Source organism: Uliginosibacterium sp. 31-12 (assembly GCF_030548425.1).
Taxonomy (GTDB): domain Bacteria; phylum Pseudomonadota; class Gammaproteobacteria; order Burkholderiales; family Rhodocyclaceae; genus Uliginosibacterium; species Uliginosibacterium aquaticum.
Window position 1 is genome coordinate 60967 of the sequence record NZ_JAUOOA010000004.1, and the last position, 22427, is coordinate 83393.

Annotated in this window: 19 protein-coding genes; 5 read left to right on the plus strand and 14 right to left on the minus strand. The window is 63.8% G+C overall.

Going from position 1 to position 22427, the window contains the following annotated elements:
- Nucleotides 1–294: 294 nt before the first annotated feature.
- Nucleotides 295–1812, plus strand: coding sequence for a hypothetical protein (locus Q3Y64_RS09240; RefSeq protein ID WP_303561224.1), 1518 nt, complete (start codon nucleotides 295–297; stop codon nucleotides 1810–1812).
- An 86-nt stretch (nucleotides 1813–1898) separates the two neighbouring features.
- On the opposite strand, the gene Q3Y64_RS09245 is transcribed toward Q3Y64_RS09240, so the two are convergent.
- A complete protein-coding gene (locus Q3Y64_RS09245) occupies nucleotides 1899–3809 on the minus strand; it encodes an ATP-binding cassette domain-containing protein (protein ID WP_303561708.1) in 1911 nt (636 codons plus the stop codon).
- A gap of 29 nt (nucleotides 3810–3838) precedes the next feature.
- On the opposite strand from Q3Y64_RS09245, the gene Q3Y64_RS09250 reads away from it, so the two are divergent.
- The 3 genes from Q3Y64_RS09250 to Q3Y64_RS09260 all read left to right on the plus strand — a co-directional run bounded on the left by Q3Y64_RS09250 (nucleotide 3839) and on the right by Q3Y64_RS09260 (nucleotide 6108).
- On the plus strand, nucleotides 3839–4552 hold the full coding sequence (locus Q3Y64_RS09250; RefSeq protein ID WP_101940389.1) for a hypothetical protein: 714 nt from the start codon (nucleotides 3839–3841) through the stop codon (nucleotides 4550–4552).
- 115 nt (nucleotides 4553–4667) lie between these two features.
- Nucleotides 4668–5012 carry a helix-turn-helix transcriptional regulator gene (locus Q3Y64_RS09255; RefSeq protein ID WP_101940390.1) on the plus strand — a complete coding sequence of 115 codons (345 nt, stop codon included), beginning with the start codon at nucleotides 4668–4670 and terminating at the stop codon, nucleotides 5010–5012.
- Between the two features lie 34 nt (nucleotides 5013–5046).
- Nucleotides 5047–6108, plus strand: a complete 1062-nt coding sequence (locus Q3Y64_RS09260) for an alkene reductase (protein WP_303561226.1) — start codon at nucleotides 5047–5049, stop codon at nucleotides 6106–6108.
- Between the two features lie 63 nt (nucleotides 6109–6171).
- Here Q3Y64_RS09260 and Q3Y64_RS09265 read toward each other — a convergent pair whose 3' ends face one another.
- The 12 genes from Q3Y64_RS09265 to Q3Y64_RS09320 all read right to left on the minus strand — a co-directional run bounded on the left by Q3Y64_RS09265 (nucleotide 6172) and on the right by Q3Y64_RS09320 (nucleotide 19652).
- Entirely contained in the window at nucleotides 6172–7254 is a 1083-nt protein-coding gene (locus Q3Y64_RS09265; RefSeq protein WP_303561228.1) for a lactonase family protein, read from the minus strand.
- A 57-nt stretch (nucleotides 7255–7311) separates the two neighbouring features.
- Nucleotides 7312–8694, minus strand: a complete 1383-nt coding sequence (locus Q3Y64_RS09270) for a glycoside hydrolase family 28 protein (RefSeq protein WP_303561230.1) — start codon at nucleotides 8692–8694, stop codon at nucleotides 7312–7314.
- A 63-nt stretch (nucleotides 8695–8757) separates the two neighbouring features.
- Entirely contained in the window at nucleotides 8758–10068 is a 1311-nt protein-coding gene (locus Q3Y64_RS09275) for a putative acyl-CoA thioester hydrolase (RefSeq protein WP_101940394.1), read from the minus strand.
- 44 nt (nucleotides 10069–10112) lie between these two features.
- Complete coding sequence (locus Q3Y64_RS09280) at nucleotides 10113–11384, minus strand: glycerate kinase (protein ID WP_303561233.1); 1272 nt, start codon at nucleotides 11382–11384, stop codon at nucleotides 10113–10115.
- A gap of 13 nt (nucleotides 11385–11397) precedes the next feature.
- A complete protein-coding gene (locus Q3Y64_RS09285; RefSeq protein ID WP_303561235.1) occupies nucleotides 11398–12288 on the minus strand; it encodes a 2-hydroxy-3-oxopropionate reductase in 891 nt (296 codons plus the stop codon).
- A gap of 40 nt (nucleotides 12289–12328) precedes the next feature.
- On the minus strand, nucleotides 12329–13117 hold the full coding sequence (locus Q3Y64_RS09290; protein WP_254048182.1) for an aldolase/citrate lyase family protein: 789 nt from the start codon (nucleotides 13115–13117) through the stop codon (nucleotides 12329–12331).
- A 23-nt stretch (nucleotides 13118–13140) separates the two neighbouring features.
- A complete protein-coding gene (locus Q3Y64_RS09295; RefSeq protein ID WP_101940397.1) occupies nucleotides 13141–13938 on the minus strand; it encodes an ABC transporter ATP-binding protein in 798 nt (265 codons plus the stop codon).
- Nucleotides 13939–13949: 11 nt separating this feature from the next.
- Entirely contained in the window at nucleotides 13950–14822 is an 873-nt protein-coding gene (locus Q3Y64_RS09300; RefSeq protein WP_303561237.1) for an ABC transporter ATP-binding protein, read from the minus strand.
- Between the two features lie 10 nt (nucleotides 14823–14832).
- Nucleotides 14833–15735, minus strand: coding sequence for an ABC transporter permease (locus Q3Y64_RS09305; RefSeq protein ID WP_101940398.1), 903 nt, complete (start codon nucleotides 15733–15735; stop codon nucleotides 14833–14835).
- A 10-nt stretch (nucleotides 15736–15745) separates the two neighbouring features.
- Nucleotides 15746–16786: an ABC transporter permease gene (locus Q3Y64_RS09310; protein ID WP_101940399.1), complete on the minus strand. Its 1041-nt coding sequence runs from the start codon at nucleotides 16784–16786 to the stop codon at nucleotides 15746–15748.
- Between the two features lie 60 nt (nucleotides 16787–16846).
- Entirely contained in the window at nucleotides 16847–18448 is a 1602-nt protein-coding gene (locus tag Q3Y64_RS09315) for an ABC transporter substrate-binding protein (protein WP_101940400.1), read from the minus strand.
- Nucleotides 18449–18494: 46 nt separating this feature from the next.
- Nucleotides 18495–19652 (minus strand): mandelate racemase family protein, encoded by a 1158-nt coding sequence (locus Q3Y64_RS09320; RefSeq protein WP_216821609.1) that lies wholly within the window; start codon nucleotides 19650–19652, stop codon nucleotides 18495–18497.
- A 293-nt stretch (nucleotides 19653–19945) separates the two neighbouring features.
- On the opposite strand from Q3Y64_RS09320, the gene Q3Y64_RS09325 reads away from it, so the two are divergent.
- Nucleotides 19946–20665 carry a FadR/GntR family transcriptional regulator gene (locus Q3Y64_RS09325; protein ID WP_101940402.1) on the plus strand — a complete coding sequence of 240 codons (720 nt, stop codon included), beginning with the start codon at nucleotides 19946–19948 and terminating at the stop codon, nucleotides 20663–20665.
- A gap of 81 nt (nucleotides 20666–20746) precedes the next feature.
- Here the strand turns inward: Q3Y64_RS09325 and garD are convergent, their stop codons facing one another.
- Entirely contained in the window at nucleotides 20747–22327 is a 1581-nt protein-coding gene (gene garD, locus Q3Y64_RS09330; RefSeq protein WP_303561246.1) for a galactarate dehydratase, read from the minus strand.
- Nucleotides 22328–22427: the final 100 nt, after the last annotated feature.

Here is a 22427-nt window from a genome sequence, read left to right on the forward strand (position 1 = left end):
ACAACAACAAAAGTCCGACAACATGAGCGCAAAAACCAACTGACAAGCCTGTTTTTGCCAGACAAGGTGTAACCATCGGGCCGTTTTTTTCAGGGTTTGTCCGCGCCAAAAACAAACAAATGCGTTCCGTCACAGGAAACAATAATTTATGCCCATAAGGGCTTGTTTTCCGCCCAACAAAATGTTTTATTTCACGCCGTCGCACGAAAAACAGTGCGTCGGCGCAGCCACCGCGCAACGATCCGAAGCGTGGCGCTGCACAAAAACATACCTATATAAGCAGGAGACAAGTCAATGAGCTTCACCCTCAAGACATCCGTCGCAGTCGTCGCCGCCTTGCTGGCTGGCGGAGCATTCGCAGCCAACACCGGTGGTTTCGCCACCACCGACGGCGGCAATGTGGCCGGTGCCCTCGTCAAGAGCGCGGCCACCATGGACCAGATGAACGCCGAAATCGCTGCCGCCAAGGCTGCCAAACTGCCGCTGATCCTGACCTATACCGGTAACGAGGACGCGCTGATCGCTCAGGTGATCAAAGATCACACCATCGATGCCAACCACAACTGCCCGACCCCGCGCTGGAACGACGCTTACCGCAAGGTTGAGGTCAAGGACTTCACCTACGGCCTGACCATTCAGGGCGCCAACGGCTCCTCGGCCAACTTCGGCATCCCGATCATCAACTCCAGCAACGTGATCGTCCGCAACATGAAGATCGGTGCGCTGGCCGGTGCCAACAACGATGCCGACATGATCCGCGTCGACAACTCGCCGAACGTGTGGATCGACCACAACGAGCTGTTCTCGGTCAACAACGAGTGCAATGGCTCGCCCGATGGTGACCTGACCTTTGAGTCGGCCATCGACATCAAGAAGAACTCGACCCACACCACGGTCTCTTACAACTACATTCACGACAGCAAGAAAGTCGGCCTGGATGGCCACACCCAGAGCAGTGGCACTACCGACTTCCAGCGCAACGTGACCTATCACCACAACATCTACAACAACGTGAATGCCCGCCTGCCGCTGCAGCGTGGCGGTATCGTGCATGCCTACAACAACCTGTACAGCAAGATCACCGATTCGGGTATCAACGTTCGTGCGGGTGGCAAGGCGCTGATCGAACGCAACTACTTCGAAAACTCGATCTCACCGGTAACCTGCCGTTATGACACAGTGGGTTGCGGCACCTGGTATCTGGACAGCAACAACACCACCAGCGCCGCCAGCAATGCTACCTATGGCATCACCTGGACCTCTGCTGGATCGGGTGGCATCAACGCCGACACCTGGGTCTCCACGCTGACCACCAAGCCTTCGCTGACCTACACCTACGAGCCGGTTCCGGCTCAGTGCGTGAAGGACAAGCTGGCGTCCTACGCTGGCGTGGGCAAGAACGGCGCCGTGCTGACGGCTTCGGCCTGTAGCGGCTCCACCTCCTCGGCTGCTGCGTCTTCTGCTGCGGCTTCCAGCGCTGCCACTTCGAGCGCTGCGTCGTCCAGCAAGGCGTCCAGCTCGGCTGCCGCCAGCTCGGCCGCTGCTTCGAGCGCCGCCGCCTCCAGTGCTGCCGCTTCGTCCTCGGCCAGCACTGCACCGGTTCTGTCCGGCACCGGTGATTATCCGAGCGGCTACAGCAAGTGTGCCGATCTGGGCGGCACCTGTACCGCTGGCAGCACCGGCTGGGTGGCTTTCGGCCGTAAGGGTTCGTGGGTCAGCAAGTACGTCGGTTCGGGCAAGACCATCGCCTGTACCGTGGCTGCTTTCGGTTCCGACCCGCTGGGCAACCCGAACAAGTGCTCGACCAAGTAAGCTGAGCACGCAGCAAGCAAAAGCCCCTGTCCGGTTCGCCGGCAGGGGCTTTGTGTTTTCTGGAACCGGTCTGCTTTGTCCGGCTGTCAGACTTCGCCGATTTCCTCCAGCTCGGTCTGAATCTCCAGCCAGCGTTCCTCGCCGGCATCAATGCTGGCGCCCAACTCGCCCTGACGCTTGAGCAGGCTCTGCACCAGCGCACCATCGCCGCTGGCATACAGCGCCGGGTCAGACACGCGCTCGTCGAGCAGCTTCTTCTCGCCCTGCCAGCCCTGCAACTTGCGCTCGAGCTGCTCCAGCTCCTTGAGCAAGGGTCGGCGGCGCTGGATGCGCGCCTGCCGGTCGGCCTTTTCGGCTTCACGGCTGGCAATCCGCGTGGCCTTGTCATCAGCCGCCTGCACATCCACCCTGGCAGCCGCCTCGCGTGAGCGGCGTGCATCAAGCCACACCAGGTAGTCCTCGATGTCGCCATCGAAGGGTTGCGCGAGGCCATCGGCCACCAGCAGGAAGTCGTCGCACACGGTTCTGAGCAGTGCGCGGTCGTGACTCACCAACACCATGCTGCCCTCGTATTCGGAAAGCGCCAGGGTCAGCGCGTGGCGCATCTCCAGATCGAGGTGGTTGGTCGGCTCATCGAGCAGTAGCAGATTCGGTTTGTGGCGGATCAGCAGGGCCAGCGCCAGGCGCGATTTCTCGCCGCCCGAGAACGGCCCGACCTTGGCGTCGGCCATCGGGCCACGGAAATCGAAGCCGCCGAGGTAGTCGCGCAACTCCTGCTCGCGGGTCATCGGCTCCTGGCGGATCAGATGCTGCAGCGGCGATTCATCCGGCCGCAGCTGCTCCAGCTGATGCTGGGCGAAGTAGCCCAGCACCACGCCCTTGCCGAGCAGTACCGTGCCGCTCTGGGCGGCCAGATCGCCGGCCAGCAGCTTGATCAGGGTGGATTTGCCCGCGCCGTTCGGCCCCAGGAGGCCCAGGCGCGCGCCGGGGCGCAATTCGAGCTTGAGCTTGGCGATGATGGTCTTGTCGCCATAACCCAGCTGCACATCCTTGAGCGTCACCATCGGGTCCGGCGCACGGTCCGGCTCGGGAAAGGCGAAATCGAAAGGCGTGTCGACGTGCGCAGCGGTGATCCGCTCCATTCGCGCCAGCGCCTTGATCCGGCTCTGCGCCTGACGCGCCTTGGTGGCCTGGGCGCGGAAGCGGTCGATGTATTTCTGCAGGTGCGCGACTTCACGCTGCTGCTTCTCGAACAGCGCCTGCTGCTGGGCGAGTTGAGCGGCGTGCTGATCCTCAAAGGCGTCGTAATCGCCGGTGTAGAGGGTGAGCTTCTGCGCGTCGAGAAAAGCGATGTGGGTGACGCAGGCATCGAGAAAATCCCGGTCGTGCGAGATCAGCAGCAAAGTGCCGCGATAGGCGGCGAGCCATTTTTCCAGCCACACCACCGCATCCAGATCGAGGTGGTTGGTCGGCTCATCGAGCAGCAGAAGGTCGGAGCGGCACATCAGTGCCTGCCCCAGATTCAGGCGCATGCGCCAGCCGCCGGAGAAATCCGACACCGGCCGGCTGAAGTCCGCGTCACCAAAGCCCAGCCCATGCAGCAAGGTGGAGGCGCGTGCATTGGCTGAGTAACCGTCGATTTCCTGCAGGCGGGTGTGCAGCTCACCGATCAGGTGACCATCGTGCGCGGTTTCAGCCGCCACCAGATCCCGCTGCACGCGGCGCAGTTCGGCATCGCCTTCGAGGATGTAATCCAGTGCCGAGCAGGTGAGCGCCGGGGTCTCCTGCGCCACATGGGCAATGGTCCAGGCGGAAGGAATATCAAGATCGCCCTGCTCCTGCTGCAGCTCGCCGCGCAGCAGCGCGAACAGGCTGGACTTGCCGGTGCCATTGGCGCCGACCACGCCAATGCGCCAGCCGGGGTGGATCTGCAGGGAGAGATTGTCGATCAGGCGACGAGCGCCGCGCGCGAGCGCAAGATTACGGAACTGGATCAAGGCCGTAGGGTCTGGGAGAATTGGAAGCAATGCGCATTCTACCGGCCCGCGAGGCCCAGCTCCCCATGTCCATCAAGAAGCTTGTGTTCCTCCTGTTGATCGCCTGCCCGCTGGCCCAGGCCGTTGGCCCGCAGCCTTCGGCCGACCTGCCGATGCCGCCCCAAACCCTCGCCGAGGCGAAGGAGCAGCAACAGCTGGCGGCGGAGTTGCGGCGCGATGCGGATGCCCGCCGCAGCGAATCCGAAGCCGCGTTCAAGCGCGACGACATCGCCTGCTACGCCAAATTCCTGGTCAACGCCTGCCGCGAAAAGGCGCGCCTCGCCAATATCGAGCGCATGAAGGTGGTGCGTCAGTACGAAATCGATGCCAACCTGATCGAGCGACGCGCCAAATCCAAGGTGCTGGAACTTGAGGATGCAGAGAAGTCCGCCCCGCAGCCGACCCGCCCGCCGGTGCCTACGCAGAGCGGCACGCCCCGGGGTGAGGCGCCGGAAGGTGGCACGCCGATCGTGCCGCCCCCGCTGAAACCGGCACCGGCAGCCCAGCCTGGCCCGGAGGCCAAGGCCAAGGCCGATGCCGACAAGAAGACGCGCGTGGCAGAGGCCGAGAAAGCCCGCCAAGAACGAGAGCAGGAAGCGGCCGAACGCGCCACTCGAGCCAAGGCCGACGCGGCCCGCTACGATCAACGCGCCCGCGAGGCGGCCGAGAAAAAGGCCAAGAAGGCCGCCACATCAGCCCCCTGAACCCGCATTGGCGCATCCACCACATGGATGATCCACACCCGCCAGCCCCTCCATCGGGCTGGTTTTTTTTGTCGCGCGCTTGTATTTCGTTTAATGGCGAATTACGATTCGCTACATGACGAAAGAAAATTCCACTTCCGACGAAACAATCACGCTCGCCGAAACCGAGCTGGAAGAGATCATCAAAGCGCTGGCCAGCCCGGCGCGGCGCGAGATCCTGGCCTGGCTGCGCACGCCCGAGCAGCATTTCGCCGATCAGGCCCATCCGCTCGAAATGGGCGTGTGTGCCGGCAAGATCTTCGAGAAAACCGGCCTCTCGCACTCCACCGCCTCGGCGCATCTGGCCAGCCTGCAGCGCGCCGGCCTGGTCAGCACCCGCAAGATCGGCCAGTGGATCTTCTATTCGCGCAACGAATCGGTGATCGCCGCCTTCCTGCGCAAGATGCAGCACGAGCTCTGACCCCCTCCCCGCAGCCCACAAGGAACCCCACACCATGAGCATCCTCTTCGAACCCCTCCAGGCCGGCGATCTGCTGTGGCCCAACCGCATCGTGATGGCCCCGCTGACGCGCTGCCGCGCCAGCGAGGGCCGCGTGCCCAACGCGCTGATGGCCGAGTACTACGCCCAGCGCGCCAGCGCCGGCCTGATCCTCAGCGAAGCTACCTCGGTGACCCCGCTCGGCGTGGGCTATCCGGATACCCCGGGGATCTGGTCCAACGCCCAGGTTGAAGGCTGGAAGCTGGTAACCCGCGCAGTGCATGCCGCCGGCGGGCGCATCTTCCTGCAACTCTGGCACGTGGGCCGCATCTCCCATCCGGACTATCTGGACGGCGAGCTGCCGGTGGCCCCTAGCGCCATCCAACCGGCCGGCCATGTCAGCCTGCTGCGCCCGATGCGCGATTACGTGACCCCGCGCGCACTCGACACCGCCGAGATCGCAGACATCGTCGAAGCCTACCGCCAGGGCGCCGAAAATGCCTTGCGCGCTGGTTTTGACGGCGTCGAAATCCACGGTGCCAATGGCTATCTGCTCGACCAGTTCCTGCAGGACAGCACCAATCAGCGCAGCGACCAGTACGGCGGCAGTCTCGAAAACCGCGCCCGCCTGCTGCTCGAAGTGACCGACGCTGCCATCAGCGTGTGGGGCGCCGGCCGCGTCGGCGTGCACATCGCACCGCGCAGCGACTCGCACGACATGGGTGACAGCGATCCGCTGGCCACGTTCAGCTACGTCGCCCGCGAACTGGGCAAGCGCCAGATTGCTTTCCTGTTCGCCCGCGAATCGCAGGATGCGCCGCGCCTCGGCCCGGCCCTCAAGGCGGCCTTCGGCGGTGTGTATATCGCCAACCAGGGCCTCAGCCGCAGCCAGGCCGATGCCCTCTTGAGCAGCGGCGAAGCCGATGCGGTGGCCTTCGGCAAGGACTTCATCGCCACGCCGGATCTGCCGCTGCGTTTCCTGCGCGAGCAGCCCTTGAACACGCCGAAGCCAGAGAGCTTCTACGGCTACGGTCAGCCGGATCCGCGCGTCGGCTACGTCGACTATCCGCAGGCCTGAGCGAGACTGCAGACAAACAAAGGGGGCTCGCCCGGCGAGCCCCCTTTTTTCTTGTCGCAGACTTCAGCGTGGCAGGCTGATCATTTCGATCCAGTTCGGGCCCTGGCCAGCCGGGTAACGGCCCAGCTTTTCAAGGCTACCGTCGGCGCGAATCGCATGCACACCGAGCATGCCGGAGCTCTGGCCGGCTTCGATCAGGTAACGGCCTGCCGGATCGATGTTGAAGCCGCGCGGCTGGGTTTCGCTGGGCCAGTGGCCGATCAGGTTCAAGGCACCGGTCTCGGCATCCACCTTGAAGCCCGCCAGGGTGTTGGAACCCCGGTCCGAGGTGTAGAGGAAGCGCCCGTCCGGTGTAACGTGGATATCCGCTCCGGCGACCTTGCCGCTGAAGCCGGCCGGCAGGCTGCCGAAGCTGGCGACCGGGCTCAGGGTGCCGCTGGCCGCGTCGAAGCTGAAGCAGTGCACACGGGCGTCGAGCTCATCCATCAGATAGACGAAGCGGCCGCCCGGATGAAACGCCAGATGGCGCGGACCAGACTTGGCCGGCAAAGCCAGCTCGGCCGGCGCATTCGGGTTCAGCAGCCCCTCCGTGGCATCCAGCCTGAATTGCAGCAACACATCGCCGCCGAGGCTGGTGGCAAAGGCAAAGCGGTTGTCCGGCGTGGCCTGCAGGTTATGCGCCATCGGCGGAGTCGGGATGATCTGGTGCGCGGGCGCTACTTCGCCGCTGGCGCTGATGCGGCTCACGCTGAGCAGATTGCCGCCATAGGAGGCGGCCAGCAGGAACCGACCGCTGCGATCCGTGGCAATGCTGGCCATGCTCTCAGGCAAGGGATAGTTGCCGAGGTGGCGCAACTGGCCGGATTGCGGATCGATCGCGAAGGCCGCCACGGCATAGGGCTTGGAGCGCAGGGCGGCAAACAGGAAGCGTTTGTCCGGGCTGATTGCCAGTGGCATCACCGTGCCATCGACGGCGACCGTCTGGCGCGGCGTGAGGGTGCCACGGGCACGATCGAGCTCAGCAACCAGAATGCTCTTGCTGACCGAACTCGATACGTACACATAGGTGCTGGTCGGCGCGCAGGCCAGCAGACCCAGGCAGGACGAAACGGCACACAGCGTGCGCAGGCTGCGGATGTATTTCATGAGGGCTCTCTTGTTGTGGATCGGGGCCCGCTCGGCTGGCCCCGGTTCGAACGCTGCTTACTTCTGGTTCAGCCTGGCATCTTTCTGCAGGATCAGCTGGTTACCCATGCGCGCCTTGAGCGAGAACTTGCGTGCCTCGACGCTGGCATTGCGGATCAGCAGACCACGCTCGGCCTCGATCTTCACATTCTCGAAGCTGAACGCACTGATCGGGGCTTCGGGCACGCCGACGATGTAACCCGCAGCCTTACTCTTGCCGGTGGACACCAGATTGATGATGCGGATGTTGCTGAAGTGCGGCGTCTTCACGGCATCAAAGGCCTGGGCCGGATCGGAATCCGCCGGGTAGAGCTGGTCACCCACCACGAAGCCGCCTTCGGCCAGGGCCTTGGCCAGTTCCTCGGCATTCTCCGGTGCGCTCTTGTAGTAGCCGGAGAAGACCAGCGGCACGCCGACGTTCACCATCTTCGTGTCGCGGTAGGTGATGTTCGTCACCTTGCCGGCCTTGCCGCGCGGGCTCTTGATGCGCAGGCCGTACATCGAGCCTTCGAAGCTGTTGTGCTCGACCAGCACATTCGACACGCCGCCCGCAGACTCGCTGCCAATGGAGATGCCACGGCCGCCCTTGATGGTGTTGTGGGCGATGTAGATGTTGCTGGTAACGCCATCGGGATAGCGCGGATCGGCCTTCTCGGCCTTGATCGCCACGTGATCGTCGTTGTTGTCGATGTAGTTGTGGGTGATGCGGATGTTGCGGCTGTCGATCGGGTCGATGGCATCGGTGTGCGGCGCAAACGGCGGGCTGACGATACGGGTGCGGGTCACGTCGATGTCTTCCGAGTAGCGCATGACCACATGGAAGCTCGGCGAGTTGGTGATGGTCACGCCTTCCACCAGCACGTTATGACTGTTGCGGATGTAGATCAGGCGCGGACGATCAGTGGAGCCGCGCTTGGCCGGATTGGCGCGCACATTGCTGCGCCAGCGCTCCCACCACACCGCGCCTTGCCCATCGATCGTGCCTTCGCCGCTGATCGCCACGTTCTCGGCGCCTGCCACGCTAATGAAGGGCAGCCAGCCGTTCTCGGCTTCGGCGTACTTGGTTTCAGGCGTGGCGCGATAGCTCGATTCAATGCTGGAGGCGACCAGGATGGCGCCCTTTTCCAGCTTGAGGCGGACATTGCTCTTGAGGAAGATCGGATCGGTCAGATAGTTGCCGGGCGGAAACAGCACGGTGCCGCCACCGGCGAGCGCGCAGTCATCAATGGCCTGCTGGATCGGCGTGGTGTTGAGCACGATCTGCTGACGCTCGCCATTGGCACCGTAAGCGGTCACGTCGCAAATCTTGGCCGGGATACGAATGTCGGTAACGGCCCAGGCGCTCGGTGCAAGTGCAGCCATCGCCAGACAGATCAGGGAATGAGATTTCTTGAAGGACATGCAGATACTCCACAGGACAGAAAATGGCAGGAATCAGGGAAGCTCAGAGTGCCAGGCGCATGCTCACGGCACCAGCTGTACCCCTGGCCCGTAGTTGTTGAACTCCCACAGCCGGTTGAAGGCGGGGTCATCGAAATTGCGGCTGGCGGCCACATTACCGCGATGCGGCCGGCCAGTGGTGGCCGCTTTGTCCCAGGGCGCAGCGAGATCAAAGCTCTGGTCGATATAGCTGTCGCGGATCACCAGCTGGCCATTGGGCGAGCTGCCCGGCAGATAGCCGGTGCCGCCCGCACCCTGATCCCAGGAGCGACCGAGCTTGGAGAACTTCAGCGCCTGATGGCCTTTGTCACCCGTGATACGGCTGTGAATGACCAGAAAGCCCAGCGAGGAGGCCGGCACACTGTCCGGTGCGAAGACGATCGCCGGCACGCTGCGGCGGGTGGACACCACACGGAACTCGCACTGCTCGAACACTGCGTTAGCGCGGCCAAACACGAAGTCCACATCACCCTCGATGTAGGCATCCCGGATGTAAGCCCGCGCAATCTTGTCCAGCGGATAAGTGCCCACCTTGTTGGTGGGCGTGGGCGCCTCGCCGACGTTCACCAGGAAAGTGTCCTGACGGCCGATCAGGCGCACCTGCTCGAACTGGGCACGATCGCCATCGCTGCGCAGGGCCACCGCCTGATGGCCTTCGCGCTTGGCGTCGATCACCGATTCGAGCAGGGTGTTGGTCACCGTCAGGTTCTTGAGCTGGAAGCCATCGGCCTGCACCCACATCACGGCGGCACAGGGCGTATCCATCGGCTTGTCGGCGGCCTGGCCGGCGCACACCTGGTACATGGCCCAGGCCGGGTCGCCCGCCTTGAACTGACCGGCCGGATTCAGCGCTGCGATGTAGGCCGACGGCGGGGTGCGCGCATCCAGGGTGAGCTCGATATTCACCTCTTCAGGCTTGCCGCTGCCGTAGAGGGTCAGCGGGCCAGCATCGATCGGCACATACACTGCGCCGGTATAGGTGCCGGGCAATATGCGGATGTATTGACGGCTGCGCTTGCCACTGGAAATCGCTGCGTTCACCGCCTGCTGAACGGTGGCATGGCTGCCGCCTGCGCCGACCACGAAGTCGGCCTTCACGCCAGCCAGATCAATGGGCTGCGGCTGCCAGGGATCATGCTCGGGGGCCGACAGCCGGCCCTTGTGCGCGAAGTAGTGCTCCCGGGTGAAACGGCCAGCTTCCTCGGCATTGAGCACAGGGCGGCTGGCGCTCCCAGGCGCGACCTGTGGCGATACTGGCTGCGCCGCAAGCAGACTGCAGCCGCTCAGGGACAAGCCCAGCAGAAAGGTCAGCACAGGCCCGGCAGGATTTCTCATGACCAGCTCCAGACAAGGGAAAACAGGATGCATGCCACCGCCGATCAGCCCGCAGCCCCGATCAGGATGGCGCGGAAGTCATTCACATTGGTCAGGGTCGGCCCGGTGATCACGGAGTCTCCCAGGGCACCGAAGAAACCATGCGCATCATTGGCGTCCAGTGCTGCGCGCGGACGAATGCCCCGTGCCCAGGCGCGTTGCAGGCTATCCGGAGTAAGCACTGCGCCCGCGATCTCTTCCTGGCCATCAACGCCGTCGGTATCACCCGCCATGGCCCAGACGCCGGCCAGGCCATCGAGCGCCACGCCCAGCGAGAGCAGGAATTCGACATTGCGCCCACCGCGCCCATCACCGCGCACAGTGACGGTGGCTTCGCCGCCGGAGAGCAGGATGCAGGGCGACGGAAAGGGCTGCTGATTGAGCGCCACGTTGCGTACGATGCCGGCCATCACCTTGCCCATGTCGCGCGCCTCGCCTTCCAGGCTGTCGCCAAGATTGAAGACGGCAAAGCCGGCCTCGCGCGCCAGTTTCGCCGCAGCTTCCAGCGCCAGCGCCGGAGTGGCGATCAAGTGACAGCTGCTGTTCGCCAGGCGCGGGTCGCCAGGCTTCACCGATTCTCCCTCGCCACTCTCCAGCAAGCGGCGTGCGGCGGCCGGCAGAACCACGCCGTAGCGCTCGACAATGGCCAGCGCATCGGCGCAGCTCGTAGGATCAGCCACGGTTGGGCCGGAGGCGATATCCACCGGATGATCGCCCGGTACATCGGAAATCAGCAGGGTCACCACGCGCGCCGGATAGCAGGCTGCAGCGAGGCGCCCACCCTTGATCGCCGAGAGGTGGCGGCGCACACAGTTCATCTCGCTGATCGTGGCCCCGGAGGCCAGCAGGGCGCGATTGATCGCCTGCTTGTCGGCCAGCGTCAGCCCTTCCAGCGGCAGCGGCAGCAAGGCCGAGCCGCCGCCTGAAATCAGGCACAGCACGGTGTCGTCGGCCGTCAGGCCACCCACCAGTTCAAGCATGCGGCGCGCTGCATTGAGGCCATTCTCATCCGGCACCGGATGCGCCGCAGTGGCGATCTCGATACGCTGGCAGGACACCTCGTAGCCGTAGCGCGTGACCACCAGCCCGCTGAGCGGCCGCGCCCAATGCCCTTCAACCACCCGCGCCATCTCGGCCGATGCCTTGCCGGCACCGATCACCACCAAGCGCCCGCGCGGGGGCGGCGGCAGAAAGGGGGGCAGGCAACGTGCCGGCTGAGCGGCGGCCACCGCCGCCGCGAACATCTGGCGCAGGAGCACCTGAGGATCGTGCGTCACGCGTGCCCTTTCCTCAGGCGGATTGCCCGATTTCGAAATTGGCCATCAGCTCCAGCGCGCGCACCATGCCGGAGTGATCCCAGGCGTCACCGCCCCGTGCGGCGCAGCTGTTGAAGAGCTCCTGGCAGGTCGCAGTGTTGGGCAGCGACAGGCCCAGCGTACGCGCGGTGGACAGGGCGAGGTTCAGATCCTTCTGATGCAGGGCAATGCGGAAGCCCGGTGCGAAGTTGCGCTTGATCATGCGTTCGCCATGCACTTCGAGGATGCGCGAATTGGCAAAACCGCCCATCAGGGCCTGACGCACCCGGGCCGGATCGGCGCCGGCCTTGGAAGCGAGCAACAGCGCTTCGCCGACCGCTTCGATGGTCAGCGCGACGATGATCTGGTTGGCCACCTTGGTGATCTGGCCGGCACCGGCCTCGCCCACCAGGGTGATGTTCTTGCCCATTTTCTCGAACAGCGGGCGCACGCGCTCGAAGACGCTGTCCTTGCCGCCGCACATGATGGTCAGGCTGGCGGCCTTGGCGCCCACATCGCCACCGGACACCGGCGCGTCGATGTAGTCGGCGCCGAGGGCTTCGATCTTCTGCGCGAATTCCTGGGTGGCCACCGGCGAGATCGAGCTCATGTCCACCACCACCTTGCCGGCAGAAATGCTCTCCGCCACACCGTTTTCACCGAAGAGCACGGCTTCGACGTGCGGGGTGTCCGGCACCATGATGATCACGATATCGGCCTGCGCCGCGACTTCGGCCGCGCTGCGGCAGGCGATGCCGCCAGCGGCGACGAGTGAGGGCGGCACTTCGCCAACAGTGTGCAGATAAGCCGGGTAGCCCGCGGCGATGAGGTGGCCCGCCATCGGCGTGCCCATGATGCCGAGGCCGATGAAACCGATTTTTTCCATGTCGAAACTCCTGTGACTGTCCGGTGATTGAAACGCGGCCTCAGGCGGCCTGTGGGCAAGTGTTCTTGAGCGGCGCAAAGCGTGCCGCGAGTTGCTCGGAGGCCCGCGCCAGCAGTGCAATGTCGGCTCCCACGGCAGTGAAACAGCAGCCCCATTCGATGTACTGACGCGCCTGGGCCTCGTCGCCGGTAAGGATGCCGGCCGGCTTGCCGGCGGCACGAATGCGCTTCACGGCGTCTGCAATCGCGGCCTGCACCTGCGGATGGCCGGGGTTGCCGATGAAGCCCATGGCCGCCGAGAGATCGCCGGGGCCGATGAAGATGCCGTCAACACCTTCGACGGCAGCAATGGCTTCGATCTGCTCCAGGGCTTCAACGGTTTCCACCTGCACCACCACGCAGATTTCATCTGCAGCGCGCTGGTGGTAATCCTTGATGCGACCGAAACGCGAAGCGCGCGACAGGCCGGTGAAACCACGCAAACCGCCGTCGTGCGGATAGCGTGTGGCGGCCACCGCTTCGGCGGCCTCCTGAGCGTTCTGCACCTGCGGGATGAGCAGGGTCTGGGCACCAATGTCGATCACCCGCTTGATCAGCACCTTGTCATTCCAGGCCACGCGCACCACGGCACTGCTGCCGCCCTCGGACAGGGCCTGGAGCTGCTGGTGCAACTGGAAGGTTTCGTTGGGCGAGTGTTCGGCGTCCAGCACGATCCAGTCAAAGCCAGAGCCGCCGATGACTTCGGTGCTGACATGGTTCGACAGATGCGACCACAGGCCGATCTGCAATTGGCCTTCAGCGAGGCCGCGTTTGAAACGGTTGAGGATCATGTCCACGGTGGATTCTCCTGGGTTCAGACGGCTTCAGCGGGAGTGAGGTCGGCCCCGACTTCAGCCATCTCACGGCTGTAGTGGCGGCTCGCTTCGACCAGCATGCGGGTATAGGGGTGCTCGGGTACCGCACCGACCAGACTGGCGCTCTCGATCAGATCGACGATGCGGCCCTGCTGCATCACCGCCACGCGGTCGCACAGATGCGCGACCACGCCCAGATCGTGCGTCACCAGCAGGTAGGTGAGGCCTTCCTGTTTGCGCAGGTCGGCCAGCAGGTTGAGGATTTCGGCCTGCACTGACACATCCAGTGCCGAGGTCGGTTCATCCAGCAACAGGATGCGCGGCTCAAGAATCAGGGCACGCGCAATCGCCACGCGCTGGCGCTGGCCGCCGGAGAGCTGGTGCGGATAGCGATAGCGGAAATTGGTCGGCAGGCCGACCTTGGTGAGGATCGTGTCGATACGCCGGCTCGCGTCGCCGATGCCGTGGATCGCCAGCGGTTCGCGCAGTGCCGTCTCGACGGTATGGCGCGGATGCAGCGAGCCGTAGGGATCCTGAAACACCATCTGCACTTTGCGGCAGCGCGCCTTATCGAGCTGGCGGCCAAGCTTCTCGCCGTGGATGGCGAGGCTCCCGCTCCAGTGGCTGTACTGGCCGGCAAGGCAGCGCAGCACAGTGGTCTTGCCGGAGCCGGATTCACCGACCAGACCAAAGGCCTCGCCATCGCCGACTTCGAAACTCACGTCATGCAGAACCTGGTTGGCCTCTTCGCCCTCGCCGAAGGTCAGGTTGAGCTTGTCGACTTCGATCATTGCCATCTTGTTTCTCCTCAGACGCCGACGGATTCGGTAAGCCAGGCCGGGTCACGCTGCAGCACCGGCAGGCGCTCACGGCGCACGTCCACGCTCGGCAAGGACGCCAGCAGACCCTGGGTATAAGGATGTTTCGCATGCTCCAGATCGGCGGCGGCGATGGACTCGACGACGCGGCCGGCATACATCACAAGCACCCGGTCGCAAAAGCTGCGCACCAGATTCAGATCGTGGCTGATGAAGATCAGGCCGAGGCCACGCTTGGAAACCAGATCATCCAGCGTAGCCAGCACCTGCAGGCGCACCGACACGTCGAGCGCGGAAGTCGGCTCATCGGCGATCACCACTTCGGGCTCGGTGATCAGCATCATGGCAATCATGATGCGCTGGCCCATGCCGCCGGACACTTCGTGCGGATACATGCGGAACACGCGCTGCGGATCGCGGATGCGCACCGCTTCGAGCATCGCCAGCGCGCGCTGATTGGCCTCGGCACGCGCGACCTTGTGGTGCGCCAGATAGGCCTCGGCAATCTGATCACCGACGCGCATCACCGGGTTCAACGAGTACTTCGGATCCTGCATGATCATCGACATGCGCTGACCACGAATGGACTGCATGGTTTTCTCGGAGCAGGTGGCGAGATCGATGTCGCCGAACTGCATCTTGCTGGCGGTGATCCGGGCGCTCTTCGGATGCAGCCGCAGCAGGGTACGGCCCACGGTGGACTTGCCTGAGCCGGATTCGCCGACGATGGCGAGCTTCTCGCGGCCGAGGTCGAAGGACACCCCACGCACCGCGTCGACCAGCGAGCCGCCGCTGGTGAAGCTCACGTGCAGATCCTCCACTTGCAGCAGGGGGTCCAGATTGGTTTGATCGAGATTCATCATGGAGACTCCCTTATTCAGAGCGCGGGTCGAGCACGTCGCGCATGCCATCACCGAAGAGGTTGAAGGCCAGGCTGGCAAACATGATGGCGGCGCCGGGCATGGCCACCAGCCACCAGCACTCCAGCATGTAGCGGCGCCCCGCCGAGATCATCGCGCCCCACTCCGGCACCGGCGGCTGGGCGCCGAGGCCCAGGAAGCCGAGGCCGGCAGCGGTGAGGATGATGCCGGCCATGTTCATGGTCAGGCGCACCACCACCGAAGACAGGCACATCGGCGCCACATGGCGCAGCAGGATGCGGGTGGAGGAGGCGCCCTGCAGTTGCACCGCGACGATGTAGTCAGCCTTGCGCAGTGACAGCGTTTCGGCGCGCGCCAGACGCGCGATCGGCGGCCAGGCGGTGAGTGCGATGGCGATCACGGCATGATCCAGCCCCGGGCCGAGCGCAGCGACGAAAGCCAGCGCGAGGACGAGGCCGGGGAAGGAGATGAAGATGTCGGTGATGCGCATGAACACCGTATCCACCCAGCCGCCGAAGTAGCCCGAGATCACACCGATGGCGAGCCCCACCGGGCCGACAATCACGGTCACCAACGAGATGATGTAGAGCGTGATGCGCGAGCCATACACAAGGCGGCTGAAAATGTCACGGCCATATTCGTCGGTGCCGAACCAGTGTGCGGCATCCGGCGCCTTGAGGGTGTTGGCCAGATCCTGAGCCAGCGGGTCGTGGGTGGCAATCCAGGGCGCGAAAGCGGCCAGCAGCAGCAGTGCGCCGATCACCACCAGGCCCGCCACCGACAGCGGGTTGCGCACCAGCTTGCGCAGGTTGCGCGCCAGATTCTGGCGCAGGGCCTGGGCGGAGGATTGCGGCGTTTGCTCACGGGCCACAGCGGGAAGAGTTGTCGTGGTCATGGTGCCTGCCTTATCGAGTGCGGGGGTCAAACACCTGGTAGAGCGCATCGGCCACCAGATTCAGGGTTACGAAGATGATGCCGATCAGCAGCACACAGCCCATCACCGCGTTCATGTCGCCCAGCAGCAGGCTGGAAGTGAGGTAGCTGCCGAAGCCGGGCCAGGCGAACACGGTTTCGATCAACACCGCGCCTTCGAGCAGCGAGCCGTAGGCCAGGGCAACGATGGTCAGCAACTGCACCAGGATGTTGCGGAAGGCATGGCGCCAGACCACCTCGAACTCCGAGAGGCCCTTGACCCGCGCGGTGATGATGTATTCCTGGTTGAGCTGGTTGAGCATGAAGGAGCGCGTCATGCGGGCAATGTAGGCCATCGAGTGCAGGCCGAGGATGCAGGCCGGCAGGGTGATGTGGCGGATGGCGCTCTGGAATACTTCCCACTCGCCGGCCAGCGCCGAGTCGATCAGAAGCAGGCCCGTGCGGCTCTGTACCAGACCGTCGTAGGCCAGATCGACGCGCCCGGCGCCGCCGGCCCAGCCCAGCCAGGCGTAGAAGATGATCAGGCCCATCATGCCGAACCAGAACACGGGTACTGAGTAACCACACAGGCTGATCACCCGCACCACCTGGTCGCCCATGCGGCCCTTGCGGGTGGCGGCGAACACGCCCAGCGGCACGCCGACGCAGGTACCAAAGAGAATCGCGATGGTGGCCAGCTCGATGGTGGCCGGAAAAACGCGGGCGATGTCGGCCGTGACGGCATTGCCAGAGAGCAGCGCACGGCCCAGATCACCGTGCAACAGATCGCGCAGGTAGTAGGCGAACTGCATGTAGAGCGGCTGATCCAGCCCGAGCTGGTGGAAGACCTGATCGTAGGTGGACTGGTCAGCGTCCGAACCGACAATGGACAGCACCGGGTCCAGCGGCATCACGCGGCCGATGAAGAAGGTCATGGCCAGCAAGCCCAGCAGGGTCACTGCCACGATGCCCAGGCGATGGCCGAAACCGGTCAGCCGGCGCGCGGAACGGCCAGAAGGAAAGAAGATCGACATGGAATGCTCCGTTGCAACAGGAGGCGCTCATCCGCAGAGCGCGGATGAGCGATCGGGAACTCAGCGCTGCTTGTAGACCTCGCGCCAGCGCGTGGTGGAAGCCGGGTGACTGTGGAAATTCCGCAGATCCTTCTGCAAGACCACGGTATCCACCATCTGCGACACCGGCTGGATCGCCCCCACCTGACTGTCGTAGAGCTTTTGCACTTCCTGATACATGACGATCTGCTTCTTCTCGTCCTGCTCGATCTCGGCCTTCTCGATCAGGGCATTGATCTCGGGGCTGATGAAGGAGGTGCGCCAGCCCTGGAAGTTGGTCAGCTTGGCCTCATCCCGGTTGTCCGGGTTATAGACCAGCGAGCGCAGGCTGCTGTGCGGATGCGGCTCGGCCCCACCGCCGCCACGGCCAACGATGATCTCGAAGTTGCGATCACGCATCGCGCCATACACCTGGTTGCCAGTACCCGGAATCACACTGGCCTCGATGCCACCCATGGCCAGCGTGGCCTGCAGGTTGGTGGCGATGTTGATGAAAGGCGGATCGGAGAGCACCCGGATGGTGGTCTTGAAGCCGTTCGGGAAACCCGCTTCGGCGAGCAGCTTCTTGGCCGCCGGCACATCGAGCTTGTAGCCAGGGTTGGGCAGTGTGGCCGGCAGGCCCATCTGCACCGGGCGCTGATGGTAGAGGCCGTAGTTGGGCATCACCGTCTTGTTGATTCCGTCATAGTCGATGAGCGCACGGATGGCCTGACGCACACGCTTGTCGGCGAACTTCGGATCCTTCACGCTGACCGCCACGTAGTACACATTGCCGCGCTTGACCGCCTCGATCACGGCATTCGGATTCTTTTTCATCGATTCCACATCGGGCACCGACATGCCGGCGGCCACATCGATATCACCGCGCTCAAGCATCAGGCGCAGGGTCTGCGATTCGGTCATGTGGCGCAGCACCACGCGCTTCAACTTGGCCGGACCGCGCCAGTAGCCGTCAAAGCGGCTCATCAGCAGTACATCCTTCTGGCGCCAGTCGTTCAGCGCGAAGGGGCCGGAGCCGGCTTCGTTGGTGGTGAGCCAGGCCTTGCCCATGTCGCCATCCTTCTCGTTGCTCAACACCTTCTTGCGATCCAGCACCATGGCGCCCACCGAGGTGCCGAGGGTGTAGATCACCAGCTTCGGATCGGTCGGCTCGGGCAGGGTCAGCACCAAGGTTTCGGCATCCAGCGCGCGGATGTTCTGCTCCACATTGGTAGCGGAAAACCCATAGCTCTTCCACACCGAAGCCAGCGCGAGGTTTAGCTTCAGCACACGCTGCAGTGACCAGGCGGCGTCTTCAGCAGTCAGCGGATTACCCGAATGGAATTTAACGCCCTTGCGGATCTTGAACGTGATGCTGCGGTTGTCCGGTGCCACCGTCCAGCTTTCGGCCAGACCCGGCAGGATCTTGTAGGTGTCGGCCGGGTCCAGTTCGACCAGCGAGTCGTACATGTTGGCATTCACCTCGACCACATCATTGCCGGTAGCGCCGGCCGGATCGAGCGACAGCAGATTGTTCATGCTCATGCCGACGATCAGCTGATCGTTCGGCGTCTTGGCCGCGGCCAGACCACTGGCCAGGGCCAGTGCGACGGCGGAAGCAATAAGCAGGCGATTGAATTTCATGCGGGTCTCCTTGGTTGTCTCTGTCGGACGGGGCCTTTGAAGGTCCTTAGTAAGTCGTGACGGTGTGGGCGGCGATGTAGTCGAAGTTGATGTCTTCGCCCAGGCCGGGCTGCTGCGACAGATGGACGAAACCATCCTTGTCCATCGGGTCGGCCAGGCTGTTGAGATAGGCCGGCACCTCGTCGTATTCAAGGAAAGGATGGAGCAGGCCGCGCTCGTACCACTGGCAGTTCTTGATCGCCGCGCATACCGCGAGGTTGGCCGCACCGTTGCCGTGCACTTCGCAATTCATGCCGAAGGCATCGGCCATGTAGGCCACCTTGAGGGTCGGGGTGATGCCGCCCACGCCCGGCACGCCGGCACGGGTAATGGTGGCGGCGCCGGATTTGATCCATTCGGCGCGGGTGTGGTGCTTGCCGCCCATGTATTCCGGGCCAAGGATCGGGATATCCAGCTGCTGAGTGAGCCACACGTAGGAGGACATGCTCTGCTCGTCCATCATTTCCTCGAACCAGGCGAACTGGAGCTTTTCGAGTGCTCTGCCGATCTTCAGCGCCTCGGTGCGGGAGTACCAGTGATAGCCGTCGAGCATCAGGTCGATGTTCGGGCCGACCGCTTCGCGCACGGCGGCACAGCACTTGATGTCCATCTCGACATTCGGCGCGAAGGCCACCGGCGGCATCCAGGTGTGCAGCTTGATGGCTTTGTAGCCACGCGCCACCAGCTTGAGGGCGAAGTCGGCGTATTCCTCGGGAGTGGACAAACCTCCCTTGAGCTCATCGCCACACATGGTGGAGCCGTAGGCCGGCACCTTGTCACGGTAACCACCGATCAGTTTGTACACCGGCTGGCCCAGCTTGCGTCCGGCCAGATCCCACAGCGCCTGATCAGCCACCGCCATCGCGCGGTCGGTGAGTTGGCCGGCGCTGCCACGCTGCCAGTGGGCGAGGTCCTGCCAGATCTGTTCGCGCATGAAGGGATCGGCGCCGATCATCACCTTGCGGAAGAAAGCGTCGAGCACATGCTGGCGAATCACTTCGACCGGCCCGAAAGCATGGCCTGCGCTGCCGTCATCACAGGTGATGGTCAGCATCGCCAGCTTGGCGTCCTTCTCCGGTCCCGGATGGGAGTGGCCCGCGCTATCCACCGAGCGCTTGCTCGGGTAGGTGAATACGGTGCCGCGGATGCTTTCGATCTTCATCATTTCTCCTGGTTCTGCGAGCCTGGGCCGCATCTTGTCAGTCGTCATACGTGTTGAGCTGAATAGTAGTGAGCACGAAGCCAAGGCGTCAAACCCACTAAACCCCTAGACGTTTACCCTAGGTTTTTTACATATATCCTTGAATAAATGTCTATTTTTGGATTTATACGGCCTTAGAACGTCTTCATCAGGGCTTTCCCTTGGGGAGAAAAAGCACTGGAAACTAGTCATATAATAAGTTCAAGACGTCACACGAGTTAAAAGTCATCATGACAGGTAGCCCACAGGAGTACGGCATGACTAAAGCCCGGCCGCGCGAAACCCTGACTGGCCAGCTGACCCGCACCCTGGCCGAACGGATCACCTCCGGCCAGTACGCTGTCGGCACCCAATTGCCGAGCGAGCAAAAAATGATCAGCGAGTTCGGGGTGAGCCGTACTGTCGTACGCGAGGCCATTGCCAACCTGCGTGCCAACGGCAGGGTATTGACGCGTCAGGGCTCCGGCGCCTTCGTGCTGCAGCAGGAAGCGGCCAAGGGATTCCATATTGATTCGGGCCATCTCACGGACATCCAGGAAGTGGTGTCTCTGCTCGAATTGCGTATCGGGCTGGAATCAGAAGCCGCGGTGCTCGCCGCACAACGCCGTACGCCGGAGCAGCTGGAGGCCATGAAGCAGGCCTTGCGCGACATCGAACAAGCCATCCTGCGGGATGAAAATGCGCTCGAGCCGGATCTACGCTTCCACCGCCTGATTGCCGAGGCGGCTGGCAATCCGCACTTCCTGAAGCTCTTCCACTATGTCAGCGAGTTGTTGATGACTCGTGCCAGCATGCGCCCGGGCCGCCTCAGCAGCCGTTCGCCCGAGGAGTTCCTGAACCACGCCCAGCGCGAACACGAGCAGATCTGCTTCGCCATCGAACGCCAGGATCCGGAAGCTGCCCGCGCGGCACTGCGCATGCATCTTTCCGAAAGCAAGGCACGCCTGCTACGCAGCGCGGCCTTGCACAATCCATGAGCCTTGTACCCGCAGCAGGGCCGGTACAAAAACAGAGAAGCCCGCATTTGCGGGCTTCTCTGCTATCCGGGCTGCGGCGGATCAGGTCACCGGCGCCGGGTTGAACAGAGTCAGCGCGTTGTAGAGCTTCAGCTGCTCGGCCCAGGTCTTGCGGCCGCTGGCCACCTCGAGCATGAGCTGGAAGATTTCCCAACCCAGGGACTCGATGCTGGCCTCGCCGTCAGCAATACGGCCGGCATTCACGTCCATCAGGTCGTGCCAGCGGCGGGCCAGATCGGTACGCGTGGCGACCTTGATCACCGGGCATTCGGCCAGGCCATAAGGCGTGCCACGGCCCGTGGTGAAAATGTGCAGGTTCATGCCGGCCGCCAGTTGCAGCGTGCCGCAGATGAAATCCGAAGCCGGCGTAGCGGCATACACCAGGCCCGACGTGATGCCGCGGTCTGCCAGGCGCTCACCGGGCGAGATCACGCCGGAAATCGCCGATGAGCCGGACTTCACGATCGAGCCCATGGCCTTCTCGACGATGTTCGACAGCCCGCCCTTCTTGTTGCCCGGGGTGGTGTTGGCGCTGCGGTCCACCTGGCCCAGCTTCAGGTATTCGTCATACCAGCCGAGTTCGCGGATGATCGCCTGGCCCACTTCGGGCGTGGCGGCACGCTCGGTGAGCTGGCGCACGCCATCGCGCACCTCGGTGTTCTCGGAGAACATCACGGTGGCGCCGGCCCGCACCAGCAGGTCGGCGGCATAGCCCAGCGCCGGGTTGGCGGTAATGCCGGAGAAGGCATCCGAGCCGCCGCACTGCATGCCGACGACCAGTGCGGAGGCCGGGCAGACTTCGCGCTGACGCGCGTTGAGGCGCTCCAGATGGACGCGAGCACGCTGCATGATTGAATCGATCATGGCGCCGAAGCCGATGTGCTGCTCGTTCTGCAGGCACACCACGTCGAGGCCTGCCGTGTCGTCTTTCTCCTGCTTGAGCATCACCGCCTTGGGCAGATCGAGGCGCTCGGGCTGCAGTTTTTCGCAGCCGAGGCTCACCACCAGCACCTCGCCGCCGAAGTTCGGATTCAGGGCGAGGTTGCGCACGGTACGGATCGGGATGATCGCGGTGGGCGCGTCGATCGCCACGCCACAGCCGTAGGTGTGGTTCAGCGCCACTACGCCATCCACGTTCGGATATTGCGGCAGCAGCTCTTCGCGGATGCGTTTGGCGGCATGTTCGACCACGCCGGCCACACACTGCACGGTAGTGGTGATGGCCAGCAGGTTGCGCGTGCCGACGCTGCCGTCGGCATTGCGGTAGCCCATGAAGGTATGGCCTTCAAGCGGCGCATGTTGCGGCGGCTTGCGGGTGGCCAGCGGCAGGCCTTCGAGGCCCACGGCCTCGGGCATGGCGAGCAGGGTTTCATTCACCCAGCGGCCGCTGGCGAGATCTTCGCGGGCGGTGCCGATACTCACGTCGTAGCGGCGCACCACCTCGCCCTTGGCGATCGGCTCCAGCGCCACCTTGTGGCCCTGCGGTACATGTTCGCGCAGCACCACGCCGGGAGCGACTTCGGTGCCGGCGGGCAGGCCACCCACGCCGACGATGACGGCCACGTTGTCGGCCGGGTGCATGCGAATGATCAGTGGGGCCTTGCCGGTATTCGGGATATTCATGGCGTTTCCTTCACTTTCGTCTTGTCCTGCGGAGTTGCCTTCGAGCGTATAACTTGCCTGGATCGCCTTGCCGTGCCATGGCACAGTGTTCGGCGCCCTG